Here is an 18821-nt window from a genome sequence, read left to right as displayed (position 1 = left end):
GCACCGAACGGGCACGCGACAAACCGGGCCGACGTCAGATCCGGCCGCCCCAGATAACCGGCCGCCACACCCCCACCGGCGATGTACAACTCACCAGCCACCCCGACCGGCACCGGCCGCAACCGCTCATCCAGCACAAACACCCTCGTGTTCGAGATCGGCGACCCGATCAACGGAGTCCCGCCGTCAGCACGCCACCCGGTCGCGTACACCGTCGCCTCAGTCGGCCCGTACAGGTTCAACACCCGTGCCGACGGGAACACCGACCGGACCCGCTCCAGCACACTGCGCGGCAACGCCTCCCCGGCCAGTACCACGGCTCGCACCGATGCGAAGACCGGCACGTCCAGCAGCACCTGGCTCAACGCGGACGGGACCGCCGAGACCAGCGTCCCGGGCCACGTCGCCGGCAGCTCACCCAACGCCAGCACGTCACGCGCCAACTCCACGCAACCGCCCGACGCCCAGGTGCCGAACACCTCGAACACCGACACGTCGAAGCCCAGCGACGTCGAAGCCAGCACCCGGGACAACTCACCGTCGCGGAATTCGCCCACGACCCAGGACAGGAAACTGACGACGTTGCCCTGAGAAACCAGCACGCCTTTCGGCCGGCCCGTGGAACCCGACGTGTAGATCACATACGCCGGGCAGTCGGCATCCACCGACACCGCCAGGTCGGTGTCCGGCCACTGCCCCAGTCGCGCGAACAAGCCCGGGTCGTCCAGCACGGCGACCGGCAAGACCTCGTCACGCACCAACTGCACACGCTCGGCCGGCCACCGCGGATCCATCGGCACGTACGCAGCCCCGGACTTCACCACCCCCAACACCGCGACCAGCGCATCCACCGTCCGCGGCAGCGCCACCCCCACGAACCGGCCCGGCCCCGCACCCAGCGACACCAGATACCGGGCGAGCCGGTTGGCGCGTGCGTTCAGTTCAGCGAACGTCAACTCCTGCCGCCCGTCCGCCAGCGCCACCGCCTCCGGGGACGTGCGCACCCGGGCCTCGAACAGGCCGGCCAGTGACTGCGCTGAGGCGGCGGTGCCGGTGTTGCAGTCGTCGAACATGAGGGCTCCTCCATGGGTACGCGCTACGCGCAGGCGGTGAGGTCGGCGGAATGCGCAGGTCGCACCATCAGGCGTGCCGAACGGGGCGCAGCAGGCGGTCCGTCCAGCTCGCCTCCACGAAGGCGATGGCGGCCGTACGGCTGTCGGGGCCGAAGACTGCCGTCCAGCCCGCCGGGACGTCGACGCCCTCGGGCCAGAGGCTGTACTGCTCGACGTCGTTGCACAGCACCAGGAAGACGCCGTCCTCGGCGTCGAAGGGGTTGGACATGATCCGGCTCCTTTCGCTCGTAGTCGATGGCGGGTGGCGTGCGGTCAGCCGAGGTTCGCCGCAGAGGCGACCGCCGGCGTCTTCTCGGCGCCGTCGGTCTCGAACTCGACCTCGGCCTTGGCCCCGCCGCGCACGTACGTGTAGTCACGCACCTTGCGGTTGAGCACAACCGAGCCGGCAAGGACCATGAGGATGCCGCTCGCGGCCATGGTCCAGCGCACGCCGACGACGTCGACGGCCATGGCGGCGACGGCCAGCCCGAACGGGCCCGGCAGCAGGGAGATCATCCAGTCGAGCGAGGAGACACGGCCCTGCAGTGAGGTCGGCACCTGCTCCTGGATCAGCGCGAACCAGTTGATGTTGCCGTAGGAGACGCCGAACAGGTACGCGACTCCGGCGACGGTCGCGACGACGATGTTCGGCGAGACGGCCAGCAGGACGACGGCCAGTCCTGAGGCGCCGAAGCCGATCCAGACCGCGGGCACGCGCAGTTTCGGGTCTCGGGATTTCTTCAGCACTGCGGCGGCCACGCCGCCGATGCCGCTCACGGCGACGTTGATGCCGTAGGCGACCGGGCTGGCGTGCAGCACGTCGCGCAGCAGCAGCGGCGCGAGCAGGGCGAGCGGGATGAAGCCGACGAAGCTGGCCACGCCGACCGCCATCATGTTCCACCACAGCCATGGCCGGTAGCGGCTGTAGGCGAGCCCGATGCTGATCTCCTCGCGCACGGACGTGGCACCATCGGCCTCGTGCCCTGCCTCAGGCGCGGTGCGTTTCACGCCGCGCATGGCGAGCAGGCCGACGGCGCCGATCAGGAAGCTGAGCGCGTCGAGGCCGAAGGCCCAGGCCGGTCCGATCGCCACGACGATGATGCCGCCGAGCACCGGTCCGGCCACGAACAGCGTCGCTGTCCGGCCGAGGGTGACCAGGGAGTTGCCGGCGACCATCAGGTTCGCGGGCAGCAGATCGCGCATGATCGCGGTCGACGCCGGCAGGAAGAACGCGTCGGCCAGGCCGAAGACGAACGCCACGCCGACCAGCGCCCACACGTGGGCCTGCCCGACGGCGTTCATCACCGACACCAGCCCGATCGCCAGGCCGCAGATCACATTCGTGGTGATCATCACGACGCGGCGGGAGAGCCGGTCGACGAACGCTCCGCCGATGAGCATGAACACGACGGTGACGAGGGTGTCCGCGCCGACCGCCATGGCGACGACGAGCGGGTCGTCGGTGAGTCTGAGCACCTCGAGCGGCAGCGCGACGAGGAACACCCCGTTGCCGAGGAACGAGATCGTCTGCGCGAGCAGGAAGAGCGAGAAATTGCGGTGCCGCAACGCGAGGTGCGCATCCTTGTCGATCATGGGAGGTCCTTTCGATTCCGCGACAGGGGGCTAGAGCTGGCGCCACGAAGCGCCGGGATCCGCGACAGCGCCGTCGAGGATGCGGCGGTACGCGTCGGTCCAGCGCGCGATGGTGGACTCATCGAATTCGTCCCGGTTGTACAGAATCCCGCCGCCGAACCGGCCCGAGGGAAGGACCTCCAGGTTCCAGGACGAGCCGAACGGCATGTCACCGGTCTGATCGGGCTCCAGCACGCGCTCGCGGATCTCCACCGCGCCGTCGCCGATCGGGTAGGTCTCGGCCGCCGAGGGCGCCTGGTGGAAGATGAAGTTCATGAAGCAGTCGGACGGGTTCTGCTCCGGCCGCGTCAGATCGGGCGCCACCTTGGTGATCTCGCCCATCGGAATCTCGTAGGTGAACGCTCCGGCGACGGCCGTACGAGTTCGTCCGAGGACTTCACGGAAGCTCGTGCAGTCGGCGATCTCGACCCGCATCGGCAGGAAGTCGATGAGCAGCCCGACGGTCTCCTGGAACGCGGCCTCGTTACGGCCGGACGTCAGGACGCGGAAGGACGCGTCGGTCACCCCGCGGATCTCGTACGCCAGCACGGCCATCGCGGCGAGCAGCAGCATGAACAGCGAGCAGCGCTCCCGCCTGGCCAGCGCGGCCATCGACGAGGTGAACTCCTCGTCGTACTCGAAAATGTGCTCCGAATAGGGCACCGTGTACCGCTCGGGCATCGGCCGGTCGGTCGGCAGGGTGAACATCTGCGCCCCGGCCAGCCGGTCGCCCCAGTACGCCCGGATCTGCGCGCCCTCGGCGCTGTCCCACTCGCGGCTGCGCGCCCGCTGCCAGTGCGCGAATTCACGTGCCTGCTTCACCTCGGGCAGCTCGGGTTCGCGGCCGGCGACCCGGGCCGCGTAGAACTCGGCGAGGTCGCGTATCCCCACGCCCACCGACCGGCCGTCCATGCCCAGGTGGTGGTGCACGAGGACGAACACCGAGTCCTGGTCGTCGAAGCGGTGCAGCTCCGCGCGGATGAGCGGCAGCTCGCGCGGGTCGAGCCGGCCGACCTCGGCCTCGATGATCAGCTCCTCGGCCCGGATCTCGCGGCTGCGGCCGGTGAACGGTTCGATGTCGGTCACCAGCAGCGGGACCGGGCAGGGCGGCAGTACCTGCTGGTATGGTTCGCCGCCGTCGTGCCCGAAGACGGACCGCAGGATCTCGTGGCGGGCGACCAGGTCGTCGAGCGCGCCCTGCAGTGCCGCGGTGTCGACGTGGCCGCGCACGCGCCAGGCGTTGACGACGATGAACCGGTCGGTCATGTGCCGCTCGTCGGAGCAGAACACCTCCTGCATGCTAGACAGGGGGAAGTGCTCGTCGGTCGGCGCGCCCGGCGTGGCCGGGCGTTCGCCGGCCCTCATTCGGCTGTCGATCATGATGATGGGCCTAGCTTCGTCAGCAGCCTGCCGACGGTCGGGTGGTCGAACAGGTCGATCAGCGTGACGACCGCGCCCAGTTCCGACTTGATCCGGGCGGCGATGAGCATCGCCTGCAGGGACTGCCCGCCGAGGTCGAAGAAGTCGTCGTCGACGCCGACCGTCGCCACGCCCAGCACGTCGGCGAAGATGGCGCACAGCCGATCCGCGCGGATGTCGTGCACGGCATCGTCCATCTGATGATCGATCGGGGTAGTCATCATCGACTCCTTCATATCTGCGAGCGAACGGGAAAAGGCAGAAGATCTGGATCAGCGGCCCGGCACGGGGGCGGCGGACCGCTGCACCGAGACTGGCACCGGGTCGCGTCCCGGTCTTCTTCGAAACAGTCCTGTCGCCACCTCGAACCAGGCCGCGCAATCTCGAAGACGTGAAGCAGGCTCGGGGCTGCCACGTTTGTTGGATGGACGCACCCCTCCCCCATGGCGGTGAGCAGTGATCAACCAGGTCAAGACGGATCCCTTCGCCGTGGCGCGGCTCGGCCACGGCGGCGCGGATCCCGTCTTCGTCATCGACTTCCCGACCTACAGCGCCTCGCCGCGACTGAGCGAGATGCTGACCGGCCGCATCGGCGACCGCCCGCTCTACCAGGTCGATCCGCTGCGCCCGATGATCGACGGCCCCGCGTTCCTGCCGCTCGACGTCCTCGCTGAGCAGTACGCGGCGAGGATCGCGGACCTGCGCGGCCCGTCCGACCGTCTCACGGTGGTGGGGTATTGCAGCGCCGGCGACCTGGCGCTGCGCGTCGCCGGGCTGCTCGAGCGCGACAGCCCGCGCGGCGTCAAGGTCCTGCTGGTCCGGCCCGCGACGCAGGACCGGGCGGCAGCGTTCGCGACGTTCCGCGAATACCTGCTCGGACTCGGCGAGACCGATCCGCCGACGCCCGACGGCTCCCGCAGCGCCGAGGACCTGGTCGCGTGGATGGGGGCGCGACTCGAGCAGCAGCTCGCCCGGCTTGCCGCGCAACACGGCCTGACGAGCGCGGACGACGCGTTCACGGAGCTGCTCTCGCGCTACCGAGCGTGGCTCGCATTCGTCGTCGCCTGCGCCGACGCCCGACCGGCCCCGCTGTCGGCGGGGGTGGACGTGCTGAGCCTCGAGGCGACGTCACCGGGTCCGGTGATCCCGATGGACCCGCCGCGCGGATACCGGATCTCGCGGTTCCCTCTGCTCGACGAGGACGACATCCTCGTCCCGGAACTCGCCGACCTGGTCGTCGGCCACCTTGCCAGAACCGCAGGTGTGGATGCTTCACGGGCCTGAAGTCCGTGCCCGCCTGCCGTGCATGATCGCCCGGTGCCCCGTGCAGGACATTGACGGCCGGGCCGCCTGCCGACTGGTTCACGTGCCGCATTCGGACTAGGTTGGTGAGGCCCGAACGGATCGTCGAACGTCATTTTCTGTCGAGAGAAGAAGGAGCGACTGTGCGCCATCTGCCCACCGAGCCGCTGGCGGTCTCGGCCCTGCCGACCCCCACCAGCCGCGAAGCGTACGAGGCCGCCCACGCCGCGTTGCTGGTCAAAGAGAAGGCGCACAGCCGTGCGGGCGACGCGATCGCCGCGGAGCGCCGCCGGCAACCGATGGTCGAGATCCCCGGGTCCGTCACCGTGGTCGGCGCGAAGGGCGAGGTGCCTTTCCTGGACGCCTTCGAGGGGCGGCGGATGCTCGTCGGCTACTTCCACATGTGGCACGACGGCGAGCCGGCCGAAGGGCAGTGCATCGGCTGCACGTACTTCGCGTCCCAGGTGCAGGGCCCGCTGGCACACCTGCACGCCCGCGACGTGACGCTCGCCTACTTCTGCGAGGGCGCCTACGACGAGAGCCGAAAGTACGCGGACTTCATGGGCTACACGGCGCCCTGGTACTCGGCGCGCGACTCCGGCGACGGGCTGCTGGCCGGGCGGGATTTCGGCTGGCTCGGCTGCTTCGTACGCGACGACCAGGACCGCGTCTACGAGACCTACTGGACGACCGACCGCGGCAACGAGGCGGGATTCTGGTCCTACAGCCTGCTCGACCGGACGGTGTTCGGCCGGCAGGAGGCGTGGGAGGACTCCCCCGCCGGCTGGCCGAAGATCCCGGCCGGCCAGCACCAGTGGCGTGTCGACAGTCGTCCGCTTGCGCAGTGGGACGTCACCGACGAACCCGCCGCGTAGGCAGACACAGCACGCGGCGTTGCGACGTCGGATCTATTCGCTTCGCGGCGAGAGGGTCCACTAGGTACGGCACCGCCGCGAATCATCCGTTGTAGTTGGACACCAATCGACCGACCGACAGCGCGGCCGAGTCCCGTTTCGTTGAGGTTCAGCAGGTCGATGCACATCAACCGGTCAGCGTGGTTTGCCACTGCGCCTACCGGGCTGTCGGGTCACCACGGGCAGGTCATCGACCGGCGTGGTGGCCCGACGCGATGCCAGCGCTGCCCGCACGTTCTTCCGCCGGACCCGATGACGTTGAAGGTCATCTCAGGAGATCAACCCCTCGTACGCGGGGAGCAGTGACCGAGACCATCCCGCACGGCACGAAGCCGAGATCACCCCCGCGTGCGCGGGGAGCAGCTCGACGTTGACCCGGTACCTTGCGTGGCGGCCAGTCCGGTGGGGCGACCCGTAGGATGCCGGACGTGTCCGATCTCGCAGCACGCTTCGCCCGGCTCGCTTCCGAGCGCGACTGCCGACGAAGGGCAGCGAGCAGCCTCGTCAGGCGCTGGGATTGGTACACCTGGCCGGGCCTTGATCCTCGTCCGCTGCGCTTCGAACGGGACCTGCTCAGAACCGGCCGCAGGTTGGACGTCCGGCCGCCGATCGGTCGGGATGTGCTGCGCATAGGGTTCGACGCCGAGGACCGCCCGGTGGTGACTGAGGAGTACAGCGGGTTCCTCGACGGCCGTCTGTACTACGAGACATTCGTCCGCTACGACGGCGACGTGGTCGAGGAGGCGCACTTCGATACCAACGAGCCCATCTACCTGCACGAGTACCGCTTCGTGGACGGGTTGATGCGCACGGCCGACATGATCGCACGGCGCGGCTCCGGGCGGGAGGCGTACGCCTACACCGAGGGGAGGATCAGCAGCGTCAAGATCGAACACGATGGCCGGGCGCGTTCGACCCTGACAGCCGAGCACGACGACCACGGCCTGGTCCGGGTCGTCGAGGTCATGGGCCGCCGATCCGAGGTGCGCTATGAGCGGCCGCCGGCCGGATTCGACCTCGACGCGGCATGCCGCACCATCGAGGACGCGTTGCTCACGCTGATCCCGGACGCCGTGGCGCGCCTGGCGGTCGACGGCCCCGCGGCCTGTGTCGCGCTGGGCTACTTCCGGTCGAACGAGCTGTCCTTCGAGGTCTACGCTGCCACACCGGACGAGCGCGCCGCCCTGGCAGCGATCGACACCCAGGCCGCATGGGCGCCGGAAGACTTCGAGACCAGCACCCACGTCGACCTCGACGACGCAGCATCCGTACGGCTGGTGCGGCAGGAACTCACCCTGCTCGACGCCGACGACCCCGACGCCGCTGCCGGATCCGAGATTGGCCGTCGTCTGGTGTGCGCGGTGGCGGCTCGGCTCAACCTGCGCGACTGGTCAGATGTCCTGCCGGTCGCCGAGGACTTCGTGGTGTACCCGGTGGACCTTGAGCTGGTCGACCTGGAGCGGAACCTGGCCGACTGCCTGCCGCCAGACCGGCTCGCCCGGCTACGCGAGCGCGGCCTGCTGTGACCGGCCCAGCCCGACCGAGAACGTGTGGTCCAATGTGCGGCTCAGTAAGGGCGCGTCTCATTTGGCGTTGAGTCTGCCTGCGGCTTGATGTCGTTCCGTGGACGAGGCGATGATCCTCGCGGCCTGTCCGTCAGTACGACACGGCGGCGACCGGGCTGCTCGATCAGCGGACCTCGATGCCACACGTCGATGGCTGTTCGTGCACGGCGGACCTCGAATCGTCGGCGATGGGTAGCGGAGCGTGCGTCGCGGTGATCCCTTCGGCGGTTACCCCGAACGTCCCGGGACCCTACTGTCGACCCGTATCAATCCCGGCCGGTCAGCCAGACCGCGCCCCCGCGGCACGGAACCAGCGTGGAAGAGGATGAGATGCCGGACGGACCAGGATTGATCACCAAGATCATGAACATGATCCCGGGTGGCACGAGCGCGACCATGAGCAGCTCCACACGCGGCAAGTTCCTGCTCGCCGGCAGCGTGATCGCATTCATCGGGTTCGTGATCCCCGGTATGTACGGCGTGGAATACTCACCCCCGTCCGGCTCCGGGTACCCGCCCGTCTACGCCGACCAGCTCCTGGGCTTCGCCGGTGTGTACAACGGCTTCAACGGCCCCTACAACTGCCGGGAAATGCTGATATCGATCATCATCATGTTCGTTCTCGGCCTGGTCGTGCACGTCATCGACTTCAACGTGGCCTACCGCATGCTGAGCGGCGCGCAGAAGTTGGCGCACTTGGTGTTCGATGTCTCCGGTCTCATGGCCGGCGTGGGCTCCATCGCCTACTTCATCTGGCAGTTCACCGGCGACCGCACCCCGCAGGCGATCCGCCAGACCTTCATCGACCGCCTCGGCGGCGGCGACAAAGCAGTCGAAGCATCGCAGCATGTCACCGGCACACTCGGGCTCGCGACGATCATCGCCTTCTGCGGTATGCTCGTCGCGCTCATCGGCGTACTGCCCAAGACGTTCGGCATCATCAGCGGCACCCTCGTCGTCGGGATCGCGGTACTGCTGTGCGCCTGGCCGCGCGCCGACAACAGCACGGTTGTCATCACGGTCCAGTCAGAGAAGTGCGTGCTGGTGAACGGGTACGTGGACACCTGCCACAGCACCGATCCCAGCGTTGAGGTACGGCTCGTCAATTCGTCCGACGGCACCGCGGGCTGCAGGTTCACCGTCACCATCGACTGGGGCGACAAGACCCGCAAGCAGACCGTGAAGGTTGCCGGAGGCATGATGGGAACCATCCGCCTCGCCGATCACACCTACACCAAGCCGGGTCTCTACTCCCTGGTCGTCACCGGACACGCGACCGCCGGCAACTGCAGCCGCACCCCCTGGACGTGGGAGCCGATGTACGGGTACCCGCAGGCCCGCAAGTGACGGCTGGCTCGGCAGGACTGAGTGCGCGGCCCGAGCCTGGTATTGGCGTCGCCGCCGCCGGTCCGGCCACCGGTGGGGGTGGCGGCGATTGCAGGCCGCCTGCTACAGGTCAGCCGTGAGCAGCGCCGTCTGGTCGGCCTCGGTCTCGTTGCCCAGCTGCCGGAAGAGCAGCACAGCGGCGTGGGCACTGGCCCGCGCCTGCCCGGCGTCGCCGGCCAGCCGATAGGCCTCCGCGAGGGCGGCGAGGGCCTTGGCCTCGGCGTACGTGTTCTGCGCCTTGCGGTAGAGCTGTGCCGATGTGCTGAGGCGGTCCAGTGCCGCGGACGCGTCGCCGTCGGCGAGATCGAGCCGGCCGAGGGCGTTGAGCGCCAGCGCCTGCCCGAACACGGAGCGGCTCGCTCTGCTCAGCTCCAGCCCGCGTTCGAGGACCGGCCGCGCCCGCGGGTGCCCGCTGCCGACGTAGAGCGCGCCGAGGTGCCCGTGCAGGAAGGCCAGTTGCACCGGATCCCCGGACTCCTCGGCGATGTCGATCGCCGCCACCAGCGCCTGCTCGGCCTGGTCGGGCTCGTCCTGGTCGCGCCGGATGATGCCGATCAGGCCCAGTGCGACGCTCTGATCCCGGGAGCTGCCCAGGTCCTGGGCGATGGTCAGGGCCCGGGTGGCGTAGGTGAGCGCCTCGTCGTTGCGCCCCTCCTGCCGGCGCACGATGCCGAGTAGCTGCCAGACGTGCAGCTCGCCGAGGTGATAGTCCGCTGAGCGGCAGGCCTGGAGGCTCTCCTCCAGCCGCGCGACCGCCTCGGCGTGCTCGCCGCGCGTCCGGTGCACGGTCGCGCACAGGTAGAGTGCGTCGGCTTCGCCCTGGGTGTGGCGTACCTGTTGGAAGAGATGCAGTGCGGCGGTGGCGAGTTCGAGCTTGCGCCCGATGTCGGAGCCGGGTTTGGAACTGTAGAGGTCCGCGAGGTCGCGCAGCATGACCGCCTCGCCGAGCTGGTCGCCGGCGGTACGGCAGGCGGCGAGTGCGGTCTCGTGGGTTTGTTGGCCGTCGTCGTGGAGGTCACGCAGTTCGTAGAAGCTGTGTGTCGCCGCGGCGAGTCCCCACGACAGGTCGGCCCGGCCGAGTCTGGCCGCCTGCGCCACCGCCGCGGCGATGGCCGCGCGTTCGGCCTCGAACCACGCCGCTGGGGAGCCGGCGGCGGCTTCGATCCCGTCGCCGCGGGCGGTGATCGGGCGGGGTGGCCGGATGTCGGCCAAGGTCGCGGCGGCCATGGCTGCGCCGGCGGTCTGGGCGAGCGTCAGCCAGCTGTCCAGCGCACGCTCGATCACCGCGAGCTGTGCTGCGGGTGGTTCCTGCCGGGCCGGCTCTCGCGCGAAGATCCGGACCAGGCAGTGGAGTCCGTAGCGCAGCTGGCCGACGTGGTCGACGCGGACCTCGTCGAGCAGGCGCCGGTCGACCAGGGCGCGCAGCACCTGGCGGTTCTCAGCCGTCGTGAGGTCGGCGGCCGCGGCCACTGCCCAGGCCGGGAAGTCGGCGGCGTCGAGCAGGGCCAGCCGGCACAGCGTCCGTTGCTCCACGGCGGACAGGCCCTGGTATCCGGCGGCGATGGTGGTGCGCACGTCGAGGTCGCCGATGCTGAGTTCGTCGAGCCTGTTTCGCTCGTCCATGAGCTGCTGGACGAGCCATGACATCGACGTTCCGGGTGACGCCGAGACGCGGGCGGCGGCGATGCGTACGGCGAGCGGAAGGTGGCCGCACAGGGCGGTCAGAGTGCTGGCGGCGGCCGGCTCGGCGTTGACTCGTTCGGTGCCGGTTATCTGCTCCAGCAGGCTCAGTGCGCAGGCCGGGCTGAAGACTTCCAGGTCGACGAAGTGGCTGACGTCCAGTGCGGAGAGCCGGCGGCGGCTCACCACGACGGCGGCGCTGGGGCCGGCGCCGGGCAGCAGCGGCCGGACCTGCTGCTCGCCGGCGGCGTTGTCGAGCAGTATCAGCAGCCTGCTTCCGGCGAGTCGGCTGCGCAGCAGGGCCGAGCGTTCGTCGGTGGTCTGCGGCATCTCCGATCCCTGGACGCCCAGGGCCCGCAGGAAGCGTCCGAGCACCTCGCCTGGTGCGGTCGGCTCCGCGGTGTCGCCGTGCAGGTCGGCGTAGAGCTGGCCGTCGGGGTAGGTGTCGCGCAGCAGGTGGGCCAGGCGCGTGGTGAGCGTGGTCTTGCCGACGCCGGCCCGGCCGGAGATCGCGACGAGGTGCATCGCCGTGCCCGGCCCTTGGTCGAGGACCTTCAGGCAGCCGGCGAGTTCGGCGTCGCGTCCGGTGAAGTCGCCGATGGAGGCCGGTGCCTGCCACGGCGCGTCGCGGGTCGCACCGGGCTGCTTTCGGCCGGCGGCCACCTGAGCCGCCACCGGAACCGGGGCGGGCGGATCGTCGGCGCCGTGCTCGGCGAGGATGTCGCGATGGGCCTGCCGCAGGTGCGGTCCCGGTTCGATGCCGAACTGCTCGGCCAGCCTGCGTCGTGCGTCCACGTAGGCGTTGAGTGCCTCGGCCCGCCGCCCCTGGGCGTTGAGCGCCCGCATCCACAGCGCGGTGATCCGTTCCCGTGCGGGATGCTCCTGCATGAGCTGGCGCAGCGGGCCGAGGAGTTCCTCGGCCCGCCCGGCGAGCAGGTCCGCCTCCATCCGTGCCTCCAGCGCGGCGAGGTGCAGCTCGCGCAGGCGGGACGTATAGGCCGCGATGAGCGGCGAGGTGGCCACGGCGGCGAAGGCCGGACCGCGCCACAGGGTCAGGGCCGCACCGAGTAGGCGGGCCGCCCGGTCGATGTCCCCGGCTCGCAGCGCCCCCTGGCCGTCGGCGGCGAGCTGCTCGAACCGGTACGCGTCCACGGACTCCCGGCCTGTCTGGAGGCAGTAGGCGTTGGCGTCGGCGATGAGGACTGCCGTGCCGTCCGGGCCGATGGCTCGCCGCAGCGACAGGACATAGCCGCGCAGCAGCGACCGCGCCGAGGCCGGCGGGTTACCGGACCAGAGTTCGTCGATGAGGCGGCCGACCGGGACCGCCTCGCCGGCATGGATCATGAGGATGGCGAGCAGCGTGCGCGCCTTACCCCCGGCTACCGCTTGCCACTCATGCGCGCAGCGGATATCCAGCGAGCCGAGACACCGAAACCGCAGGGACAACCGTCGCACCAACCCTCGATTGATCAACCAATCTCGATTCTACCTGGCGAGAGCGGCCAATGTGGACTGAACATCGTCACATCTGGATCAGGTTTGTATGTCGCTTGTATGCGTGCTGGCTAGCCTGCGCTGATGGCATACCTATGGATCGCTCTCGCCGTCGTCACCACCATCTGCCTGCTAAATCTGCTTCTGATCTTCGGCATGATCCGCCGCCTGCGCGAGCACACCGCGCTGCTGTCCAAGATGCCGACCGGCCCCACGACCACGGACCTGATCCTGCCGGCGGGCGCGCAGATCGGCTCCTTCTCAGCCGTCACCACCGCCGGGGAAGCGGTCTCCACCGCCTCGTTCGCCGACGGGACACTCGTCGGCTTCTTCTCCCCCGGCTGCGCGCCCTGCCGCGAGCGCCTGCCCGAGTTCGTCGACTACGCCGCCGAGCTCGGCGGCCGGGACCGGGTCTTCGCCGTCGTCGTCGCCGATGTGGCCGCCGAGGCGACCGCCACCATTGATCAGCTGTCCGACGTGGCACGGGTGGTGCTGGAGAAGGACGAGGGACCGGTCGCCGCCGCCTTCGGCGTGAAGGGCTTCCCCGCGGTCGGCCTCGTCTCCGCCGACGGGACGATGGTGGCGAGCGGCTCCATGCTCTCCGGTCTGCCCCGGCCCGCCGCCGTATGACCACCGAGTTCACCGCGGCCGCCGCGCCCAGCCGCCGGGAGCTGCTGAGCGCGGGCGGGCTCGCGGCCGTCATCGCGCGCCGAGGGGCCGCCGGCACCACCGCCTCGTACGCCGCCTGCACCCTCGCCGGGGCGGCGGTGCCGGTGGCCGGCGCCTGGCTCACCAAGACACTGGTCGATCTGATCACCACCGGCGGGGCGCTGGCCGCGGTCACGGCGGTCGCCTGCGGCCTCGCGGTCGCGGGCCTGGCCACCGCGGCGCTTCCCCAGCTGACCCAGTACCTTCGCACGCAGCTCGACCAGCGCGTCGCCCTGCTGGCGCAGGATGAGCTCTACCGCGCGGTGGAGCGCTTCAGCGGGCTGGCCTACTTCGAGAGTCCCGCCTTCCTGGACCGGCTCCGGCTGGCGCAGCAGGGCGCCGCCGCACCGGCTCAGGTGGTCGACGGCTCCCTCGGCGTGACCCGGGGTGTGCTGACACTGCTCGGCTTCGTCGGCTCGCTCGCCGTGATCAGCCCGGTCATGACGCTGGCGGTCCTCGCGACGGCGGTGCCGACACTCCTGCTGGAGCTGCAGCTGTCCCGGCGGCGGGCGGCGATGATCTGGGACCTGGGCCCGACCGAGCGGCGCGAGTTCTTCTACCGCAACCTGCTCGGCAGCGTCGACGCCGCCAAGGAGATCCGGTTGTTCGGCACCGGCGGTTTCCTGCGCGGGCGGATGCTGGCCGAACTGCGGGAGGTGTTCGGGGCCAAGCGCCGGATGGAGCGCCGCGAGCTGATCACCCAGGGCGGGCTCGCCGCGCTGAGCGCGGTCGTCGCCGGGGCGGGCCTGGTCTGGGCCGCTCGGCAGGCGCAGGCCGGGGCGCTCACGGTCGGCGACGTCGCCATGTTCCTCGTCGTCGTGCCGGGCGTCCTGGGGGCGATGCAGCAGCTGATCGTGTCGGTGGCCCACACGCACCAGCAGCTCACCGTCTTCCACCACTACGCGACGGTCGTCAACGCCGCCCCGGACCTGCCGCTGCGTGCCGACCCTCGCGCACTGCCCGCGCTGCGGCGCGGCATCGAGCTGCGCGACGTGTGGTTCCGCTACAGCGACGAGCACCCGTGGGTGCTGCGCGGGGTGAACCTGTTCATTGCGCACGGCACGACGGTCGGGCTGGTCGGCCTCAACGGCGCCGGCAAGAGCACCCTGGTGAAGCTGGTCTGCCGCTTCTACGACCCCGACCGTGGCACCATCACCTGGGACGGCGTGGACCTGCGCGACGTGGAGATCACGCAGTTGCGCGCGCGCATCGGCGCCGTGTTCCAGGACTACATGAGCTATGACCTCACCGCCGCCGACAACATCGGGCTCGGCGACGTCGCGAGCATCGGCGACCGGCCGGTGCTGGTCGCCGCGGCGCAGCGGGCGGGCGTGCACGCCGCGGTCGAGGCGCTGCCCCGAGGGTACGACACGATGCTGAGCCGGATGTTCTTCGGCGAGTCCGACCAGGGCGATCCCGAGACCGGAGTCCGCTTCTCCGGCGGGCAGTGGCAACGGCTGGCGCTGGCCCGCGCGTTCCTGCGGGACAAGCGGGACCTGATGATCCTCGACGAGCCGAGCGCGGGCCTCGACGCCCAGGCCGAGTTCGAGGTGCACCAGCGGCTTCGCGAGCACCGGGCGGACCGGACGAGCCTGCTCATCTCCCACCGGCTCGGCTCGCTGCGCGACGCCGACAGCATCGTCGTGCTCGCCGACGGGGTCGTCGCCGAGCAGGGCGACCATGTGACGCTGATGGCCGCCGACCGCGCCTACGCGCAGCTGTTCCAGTTGCAGGCCGCCGGCTACCAGCTGGAGGAGCCGGCGGGCCGCGGCGATTAGAACAGGAACTCGGCCGCCACGCGGTGCTTCAGGTCGCCGTCGTCGCCCCTGCTGAGCTTGTCCAGCAGCACGGCGGCGAAACGTTCGCGGTCGGCGTCCCCGTACGACCGCGACAGGTCCCAGGCCGACCGCAGATCGGCCGCCATCTCGCTGCTGCGCCCCAGCCGCTGGTGCGCCGCGGCACGCCACATCAGCGCCTGCCAGCTGTGGCGGTGAGCCGCGGTGGCCCGGCACCGGGCGAGCGCATCGGTCAGCCTGCCCACGGCGCGCAGATCGCTGCCGCGCAGGCAGTCGGTGATGCCCATCGCGGCCAGGGTGACCGCCTCGCCGGTGAGGTCCTGCTCGGCCCGGCGGACCGCCAGCGCCTGCTCGAACGACGTCTCCGCCTCGGCGTAGCGGCCAAGGCGGCACAGGACCTCCCCGGCCTCGTGCAGCGCGCGGCTCGCCGCCGACCGCAGGCCGTGCCGTTCGTAAAGCGCCGCGCCGTCCTGGAGCCGGGCCAGTCCCGCCCCGAGGTCACCCGAGCCGATCAGCGTCTGACCCTGCGCCGTCAGGCACTCGGCGACGCCGCGCTCGTCGCCGAAGCGCCGCCGCAGATCGCCCGCCCGCTCCAGATAGGAGACGGCCTGGTCGAACGTGCCGCGGGCCCGGCAGACGGCGGCCAGGCACACCATCGCCTCCGCCTCGGCATGCCAGGCGCCATCACGTACGGCCACGGCCCGCGACAGCTGGGCCAGCTCGTCCAGGTCGTCCCAGCTGTCGCTGGCCGCGAGGTACTGGTGCAGGCAGGACAGCAACAGCGGCACGAAGCGGGCGACGGCGGCGGGCTCGTCGACCACCTGGCGCGCCAGCGTCAGCAGGTTGGCCCGCTCCTGATCCAGCCACGCCGTCGCCGCTTGCGCGTCGGCGAGCTCCAGCCGTGGGACGGTCTCGAAGAACCCGTCGTCGCGGGCCGGCCGGAACGCGGGGTGCACCAGTTCCCAGGCCCGGCGCGCCGTGCACAGATAGAAGCACAGCAGGCGGTGCAGCGCCTCGGGACGGCCCGCGACGGTGAGGTCCCGGGCGAACAGCCGGACCAGGTCGCCGATCCGGAACCGGCCGGGCCCGGTCTGCTCGACCAGGCGATGCTCGATCAGCTGGTCGAACGCCGCCGCCGCCTGAGCGGACGACAGGTCGCCCAGGGCGGCGACCGCGGTGAGCGTGAACTCTTCGATGCGGACCAGACCGAGCAGCCCGAGCAGGGTCGCGGCGTCGCCACCGACCGCGCGCAAGCTCAGCTCGACACTGGAGCGGACAGCAAGGTCACCGAAGGCTAGCGTGTCGAGCCGGGTCCGCTCGTCGGACAGCTGCCGGACCAGTTCGCCGATGCTCCACAGCGGCCGGGCGGCCAGACGGGCACCGGCGATGCGCAGGGCGAGCGGCGACCGGTCGCACAGCACCGTCAGGCGAGCGGTCTCCGCCGGCTCGGCGGCGATGCGCTCGGGTCCGCACACTGCCGCCAGTAGCTGCGCCGCGGCCTGCTCGGTGAGGCGGTTCACCTCGATGTGGACGGCGCGGTCGATCGTCGCGAGCATCCGCCGGCTGGTGATCATGACGACCGTGCCGCCCCCACCGACGAGCAGCGGGCGGACCTGCTCCGCGCTGGTCGCGTTGTCCAGCAGCACGAGCATCCGGCGCTCCACCACGAAGGACCGGTAGCGCGCCGACGCCTCCGCCTCGCTGTGCGGCATCTGATCGGCCGGTACGCCGAACGTCCGGACGACCCGCCGCAGCACGTCCACGGACGCCTGGGGCTGCGTGCCAGCTCCGCCCAGGTCCACGTAGATCTGCCCGCCGGGAAACGATGGCGCCAGCTGGTGGGCGACATGGACGGCGAGCGCCGACTTGCCGACGCCGCCGGCACCGTAGAAGGCGATGGTCGGCACGTCCGCCAGCGCGTCCGTCGCCATCGCGACCTCTCGGTCCCGCCCCACGAGGCGCGCCACGTCCGAGGGGAGCTCCCGCGGGCGGATCTCCGCTCCGTCGGCGGCCCTCGACTCCGGCAGGAGCGCCGGGTCGCGGCTGAGCACAGCCTGGTAGAGGGCGGACAGCTCCGAACCGGGGTCGACGCCGAGATCCCGGACAAGCGCGGAACGGGCCTGCTCATAGGCGTCCAAGGCACCGGCGATGTCGCCGGTGCGGTAGAGGCAGACGATGAGCTGCTGCCAGAACTGCTCCCGCAGTGGATGCTCGTAAGTGAGCTGCCGCAGTTCCGGGATGAGCTGCGCGTTCTCGCCAAGCTGCTGCCGGGCCGCGACCATTTCCTCGATGACGGTGAGCCGCTGCTGGTCCAGCCCGGCCAGGCGCGTCGCGAGCAGGCCCGACCGGCAGGTGTCCTCGCCCGCCGCGCCCCGCCATCGCGCCAGCGCCTCCCGGAAGGCACCGATCGCCTGCCGCAGTTCACCACGGCTCATCGCGGCCCGCCCGGCCGCCGCGCGCTGGGTGAAGACAGCGAGGTCGAGCTCATCGTCGGCCGTCGTCAGCAGATAGCCGGGCGGGCGACCGGCGAGCCGGCTGTCACCGTTGCCGTCGGTCAGCGTCAGGCGCAGCTGCGAGGCGTAGGTGCGGATGTTCGCGATGGCCGAGGTGGGCGGATCGCGTTCCCACAGGGTCGCGATGAGGCGGTTAACGGAGACGACCCGGTTGGCGTCGAGCAGCAGCGAGGCGAGCAGCATCCGCTGTTTGACGGAGCCCGTGGCCACGGCGACCCCGTCCCGCCTGAGTTCCAGCGGACCGAGCAGGCGGAACTCCCAACCCATTCACGCCTCCCGATCCCGTCGCGCATGTCGATACTAGGCGTGCGGTGGCGCGACAGGTTCCAGCCGCTTGACCACCAGGCCCCACAGCTGCTCGTCGGTGAAGTAGCCGCAGGTCCGGGAGTCGAAGCTGAGCTCGGCGTTGTCGCCGACCGCGACGAACCGGCCGGGGGGCACCGCCTGGTCGGCGGTGTGGCGCAGCGCCTCCACCGTCTCCCGCGGCACCTCGTCACCCGGGACGGCGACCACCCGCTTGATCAGCCAGTCGCCGGTCGCGCCGGCCCAGGCGTCATCGGCGACGACGGCGGACTTCGCCACGCCCGGCACGGTCCAGGTGGCGCTGTCCGCCGGCGACGGGCGCGCCACCATGACCACGTCACCGTTGCGCACGCCACCAAGGGAGGTGCGGCGGACGAGGACGCGGTCGCCCGGGTGCAGCGCCGGGGTCATGCTCTGGCCGTGGACCGTCACCACGGTCAGCCTCCCGCGCATCCGCCGGATCACCAGCGCGACGCAGACGGTGACGATCAGCAATCCGGCACCGGCGATGGTCCACATCGGCCCAGCATGCCGTTGCGACATACAAAACAGATACATGCCTGGATGCGTAGCGCGATCGGCCGGTTCATGTACGCCGCGGCGTTAGCGTCAGGCACCCGAAGGAAGGAGCTTCAATGATCAAGCTGATCGAGCGTATCAGCGACCGCATGACCGCCTTCGTAGTACCGAAGGCCGACGCGGCAGCGGCGTGCCCGCCGTGCTACGTGACCGGCTGCTACTGCAGCGGGACACGGACACAGGGTTACCGCTACTGCTACGCCTACGACGGGTACAACTGCTACAAGGTCTACAACGGTTGCGCCAGCAACTACTACAACTGCAACTGACCGGGGCACGGCGTGGTGGCGGCGTGCACTCCGCCCCACCACGCCGCCGGAGGCACGGCTCACGGCTTGCGCGGTGAGCTGGCGGTTGGCCACGTGTGCTGGCGTGCCGGTCGTCGGGGTTTGGATTCGCAAGGGCTGCGGAGGAGCTC

The 18821-nt window shown here is 70.5% G+C and carries 16 protein-coding genes; 7 read left to right on the top strand and 9 right to left on the bottom strand.

Translation table 11 applies throughout. The annotated features are described in order from the left end of the window. The 5 genes from AB0B35_RS38735 to AB0B35_RS38715 form a co-directional block, all read right to left on the bottom strand. Window positions 1–1073 (bottom strand): amino acid adenylation domain-containing protein (locus AB0B35_RS38735; RefSeq protein WP_361055900.1); only part of this gene is annotated, 1073 nt, incomplete at its 3' end. A 67-nt stretch (window positions 1074–1140) separates the two neighbouring features. Beyond that, the gene (locus tag AB0B35_RS38730; protein ID WP_361055897.1) at window positions 1141–1341 is read right to left on the bottom strand and encodes an MbtH family protein; all 201 of its coding nucleotides are present in this window, start codon (window positions 1339–1341) and stop codon (window positions 1141–1143) included. Window positions 1342–1385: 44 nt separating this feature from the next. Beyond that, on the bottom strand, window positions 1386–2705 hold the full coding sequence (locus AB0B35_RS38725) for an MFS transporter (RefSeq protein ID WP_361055894.1): 1320 nt from the start codon (window positions 2703–2705) through the stop codon (window positions 1386–1388). Window positions 2706–2735: 30 nt separating this feature from the next. Beyond that, on the bottom strand, window positions 2736–4124 hold the full coding sequence (locus tag AB0B35_RS38720; protein ID WP_361055891.1) for a condensation domain-containing protein: 1389 nt from the start codon (window positions 4122–4124) through the stop codon (window positions 2736–2738). Further along, a complete protein-coding gene (locus tag AB0B35_RS38715) occupies window positions 4121–4384 on the bottom strand; it encodes a phosphopantetheine-binding protein (protein ID WP_361055889.1) in 264 nt (87 codons plus the stop codon). Before AB0B35_RS38715 ends, AB0B35_RS38720 begins: the two co-directional genes overlap by 4 nt. 235 nt (window positions 4385–4619) lie before the next feature. On the opposite strand from AB0B35_RS38715, the gene AB0B35_RS38710 reads away from it, so the two are divergent. From AB0B35_RS38710 to AB0B35_RS38700, 3 genes are all read left to right on the top strand, one after another. Continuing rightward, on the top strand, window positions 4620–5447 hold the full coding sequence (locus tag AB0B35_RS38710; protein ID WP_361055886.1) for a hypothetical protein: 828 nt from the start codon (window positions 4620–4622) through the stop codon (window positions 5445–5447). A 161-nt stretch (window positions 5448–5608) separates the two neighbouring features. Further along, complete coding sequence (locus AB0B35_RS38705; protein ID WP_361055883.1) at window positions 5609–6340, top strand: DUF899 family protein; 732 nt, start codon at window positions 5609–5611, stop codon at window positions 6338–6340. 695 nt (window positions 6341–7035) lie between these two features. Next, window positions 7036–7905 carry a hypothetical protein gene (locus AB0B35_RS38700; RefSeq protein WP_361055881.1) on the top strand — a complete coding sequence of 290 codons (870 nt, stop codon included), beginning with the start codon at window positions 7036–7038 and terminating at the stop codon, window positions 7903–7905. A 305-nt stretch (window positions 7906–8210) separates the two neighbouring features. On the opposite strand, the gene AB0B35_RS38695 is transcribed toward AB0B35_RS38700, so the two are convergent. After that, window positions 8211–8396, bottom strand: coding sequence for a hypothetical protein (locus AB0B35_RS38695; RefSeq protein WP_361055878.1), 186 nt, complete (start codon window positions 8394–8396; stop codon window positions 8211–8213). A 100-nt stretch (window positions 8397–8496) separates the two neighbouring features. On the opposite strand from AB0B35_RS38695, the gene AB0B35_RS38690 reads away from it, so the two are divergent. Continuing rightward, the gene (locus AB0B35_RS38690; protein WP_361055875.1) at window positions 8497–9291 is read left to right on the top strand and encodes a hypothetical protein; all 795 of its coding nucleotides are present in this window, start codon (window positions 8497–8499) and stop codon (window positions 9289–9291) included. 102 nt (window positions 9292–9393) lie between these two features. Here the strand turns inward: AB0B35_RS38690 and AB0B35_RS38685 are convergent, their stop codons facing one another. Continuing rightward, entirely contained in the window at window positions 9394–12354 is a 2961-nt protein-coding gene (locus AB0B35_RS38685; RefSeq protein WP_361055872.1) for a BTAD domain-containing putative transcriptional regulator, read from the bottom strand. A gap of 234 nt (window positions 12355–12588) precedes the next feature. Here AB0B35_RS38685 and AB0B35_RS38680 point away from each other — a divergent pair, with 234 nt between their 5' ends. Both AB0B35_RS38680 and AB0B35_RS38675 read left to right on the top strand, forming a co-directional pair. Next, a complete protein-coding gene (locus tag AB0B35_RS38680) occupies window positions 12589–13134 on the top strand; it encodes a redoxin family protein (protein ID WP_361055869.1) in 546 nt (181 codons plus the stop codon). Next, complete coding sequence (locus tag AB0B35_RS38675) at window positions 13131–14990, top strand: ABC transporter ATP-binding protein (RefSeq protein ID WP_361055866.1); 1860 nt, start codon at window positions 13131–13133, stop codon at window positions 14988–14990. The genes AB0B35_RS38680 and AB0B35_RS38675 overlap by 4 nt, the downstream gene beginning before the upstream one ends. Here AB0B35_RS38675 and AB0B35_RS38670 read toward each other — a convergent pair. Both AB0B35_RS38670 and AB0B35_RS38665 read right to left on the bottom strand, forming a co-directional pair. Then, window positions 14987–17788 carry a BTAD domain-containing putative transcriptional regulator gene (locus AB0B35_RS38670; RefSeq protein ID WP_361055863.1) on the bottom strand — a complete coding sequence of 934 codons (2802 nt, stop codon included), beginning with the start codon at window positions 17786–17788 and terminating at the stop codon, window positions 14987–14989. The two genes, AB0B35_RS38675 and AB0B35_RS38670, sit on opposite strands and share 4 nt — an antisense overlap. A 33-nt stretch (window positions 17789–17821) precedes the next feature. Continuing rightward, on the bottom strand, window positions 17822–18343 hold the full coding sequence (locus AB0B35_RS38665) for a S26 family signal peptidase (protein WP_361055860.1): 522 nt from the start codon (window positions 18341–18343) through the stop codon (window positions 17822–17824). Window positions 18344–18492: 149 nt separating this feature from the next. On the opposite strand from AB0B35_RS38665, the gene AB0B35_RS38660 reads away from it, so the two are divergent. Beyond that, on the top strand, window positions 18493–18672 hold the full coding sequence (locus tag AB0B35_RS38660; RefSeq protein ID WP_155368595.1) for a hypothetical protein: 180 nt from the start codon (window positions 18493–18495) through the stop codon (window positions 18670–18672). Window positions 18673–18821: the final 149 nt, after the last annotated feature.

Origin of the sequence: Catellatospora sp. NPDC049133 (assembly GCF_040648455.1) — a bacterium.
Taxonomy (GTDB): Bacteria; Actinomycetota; Actinomycetes; order Mycobacteriales; family Micromonosporaceae; genus Catellatospora; species Catellatospora aurea.
This window is presented reverse-complemented; position numbering and strand designations above follow the sequence as displayed.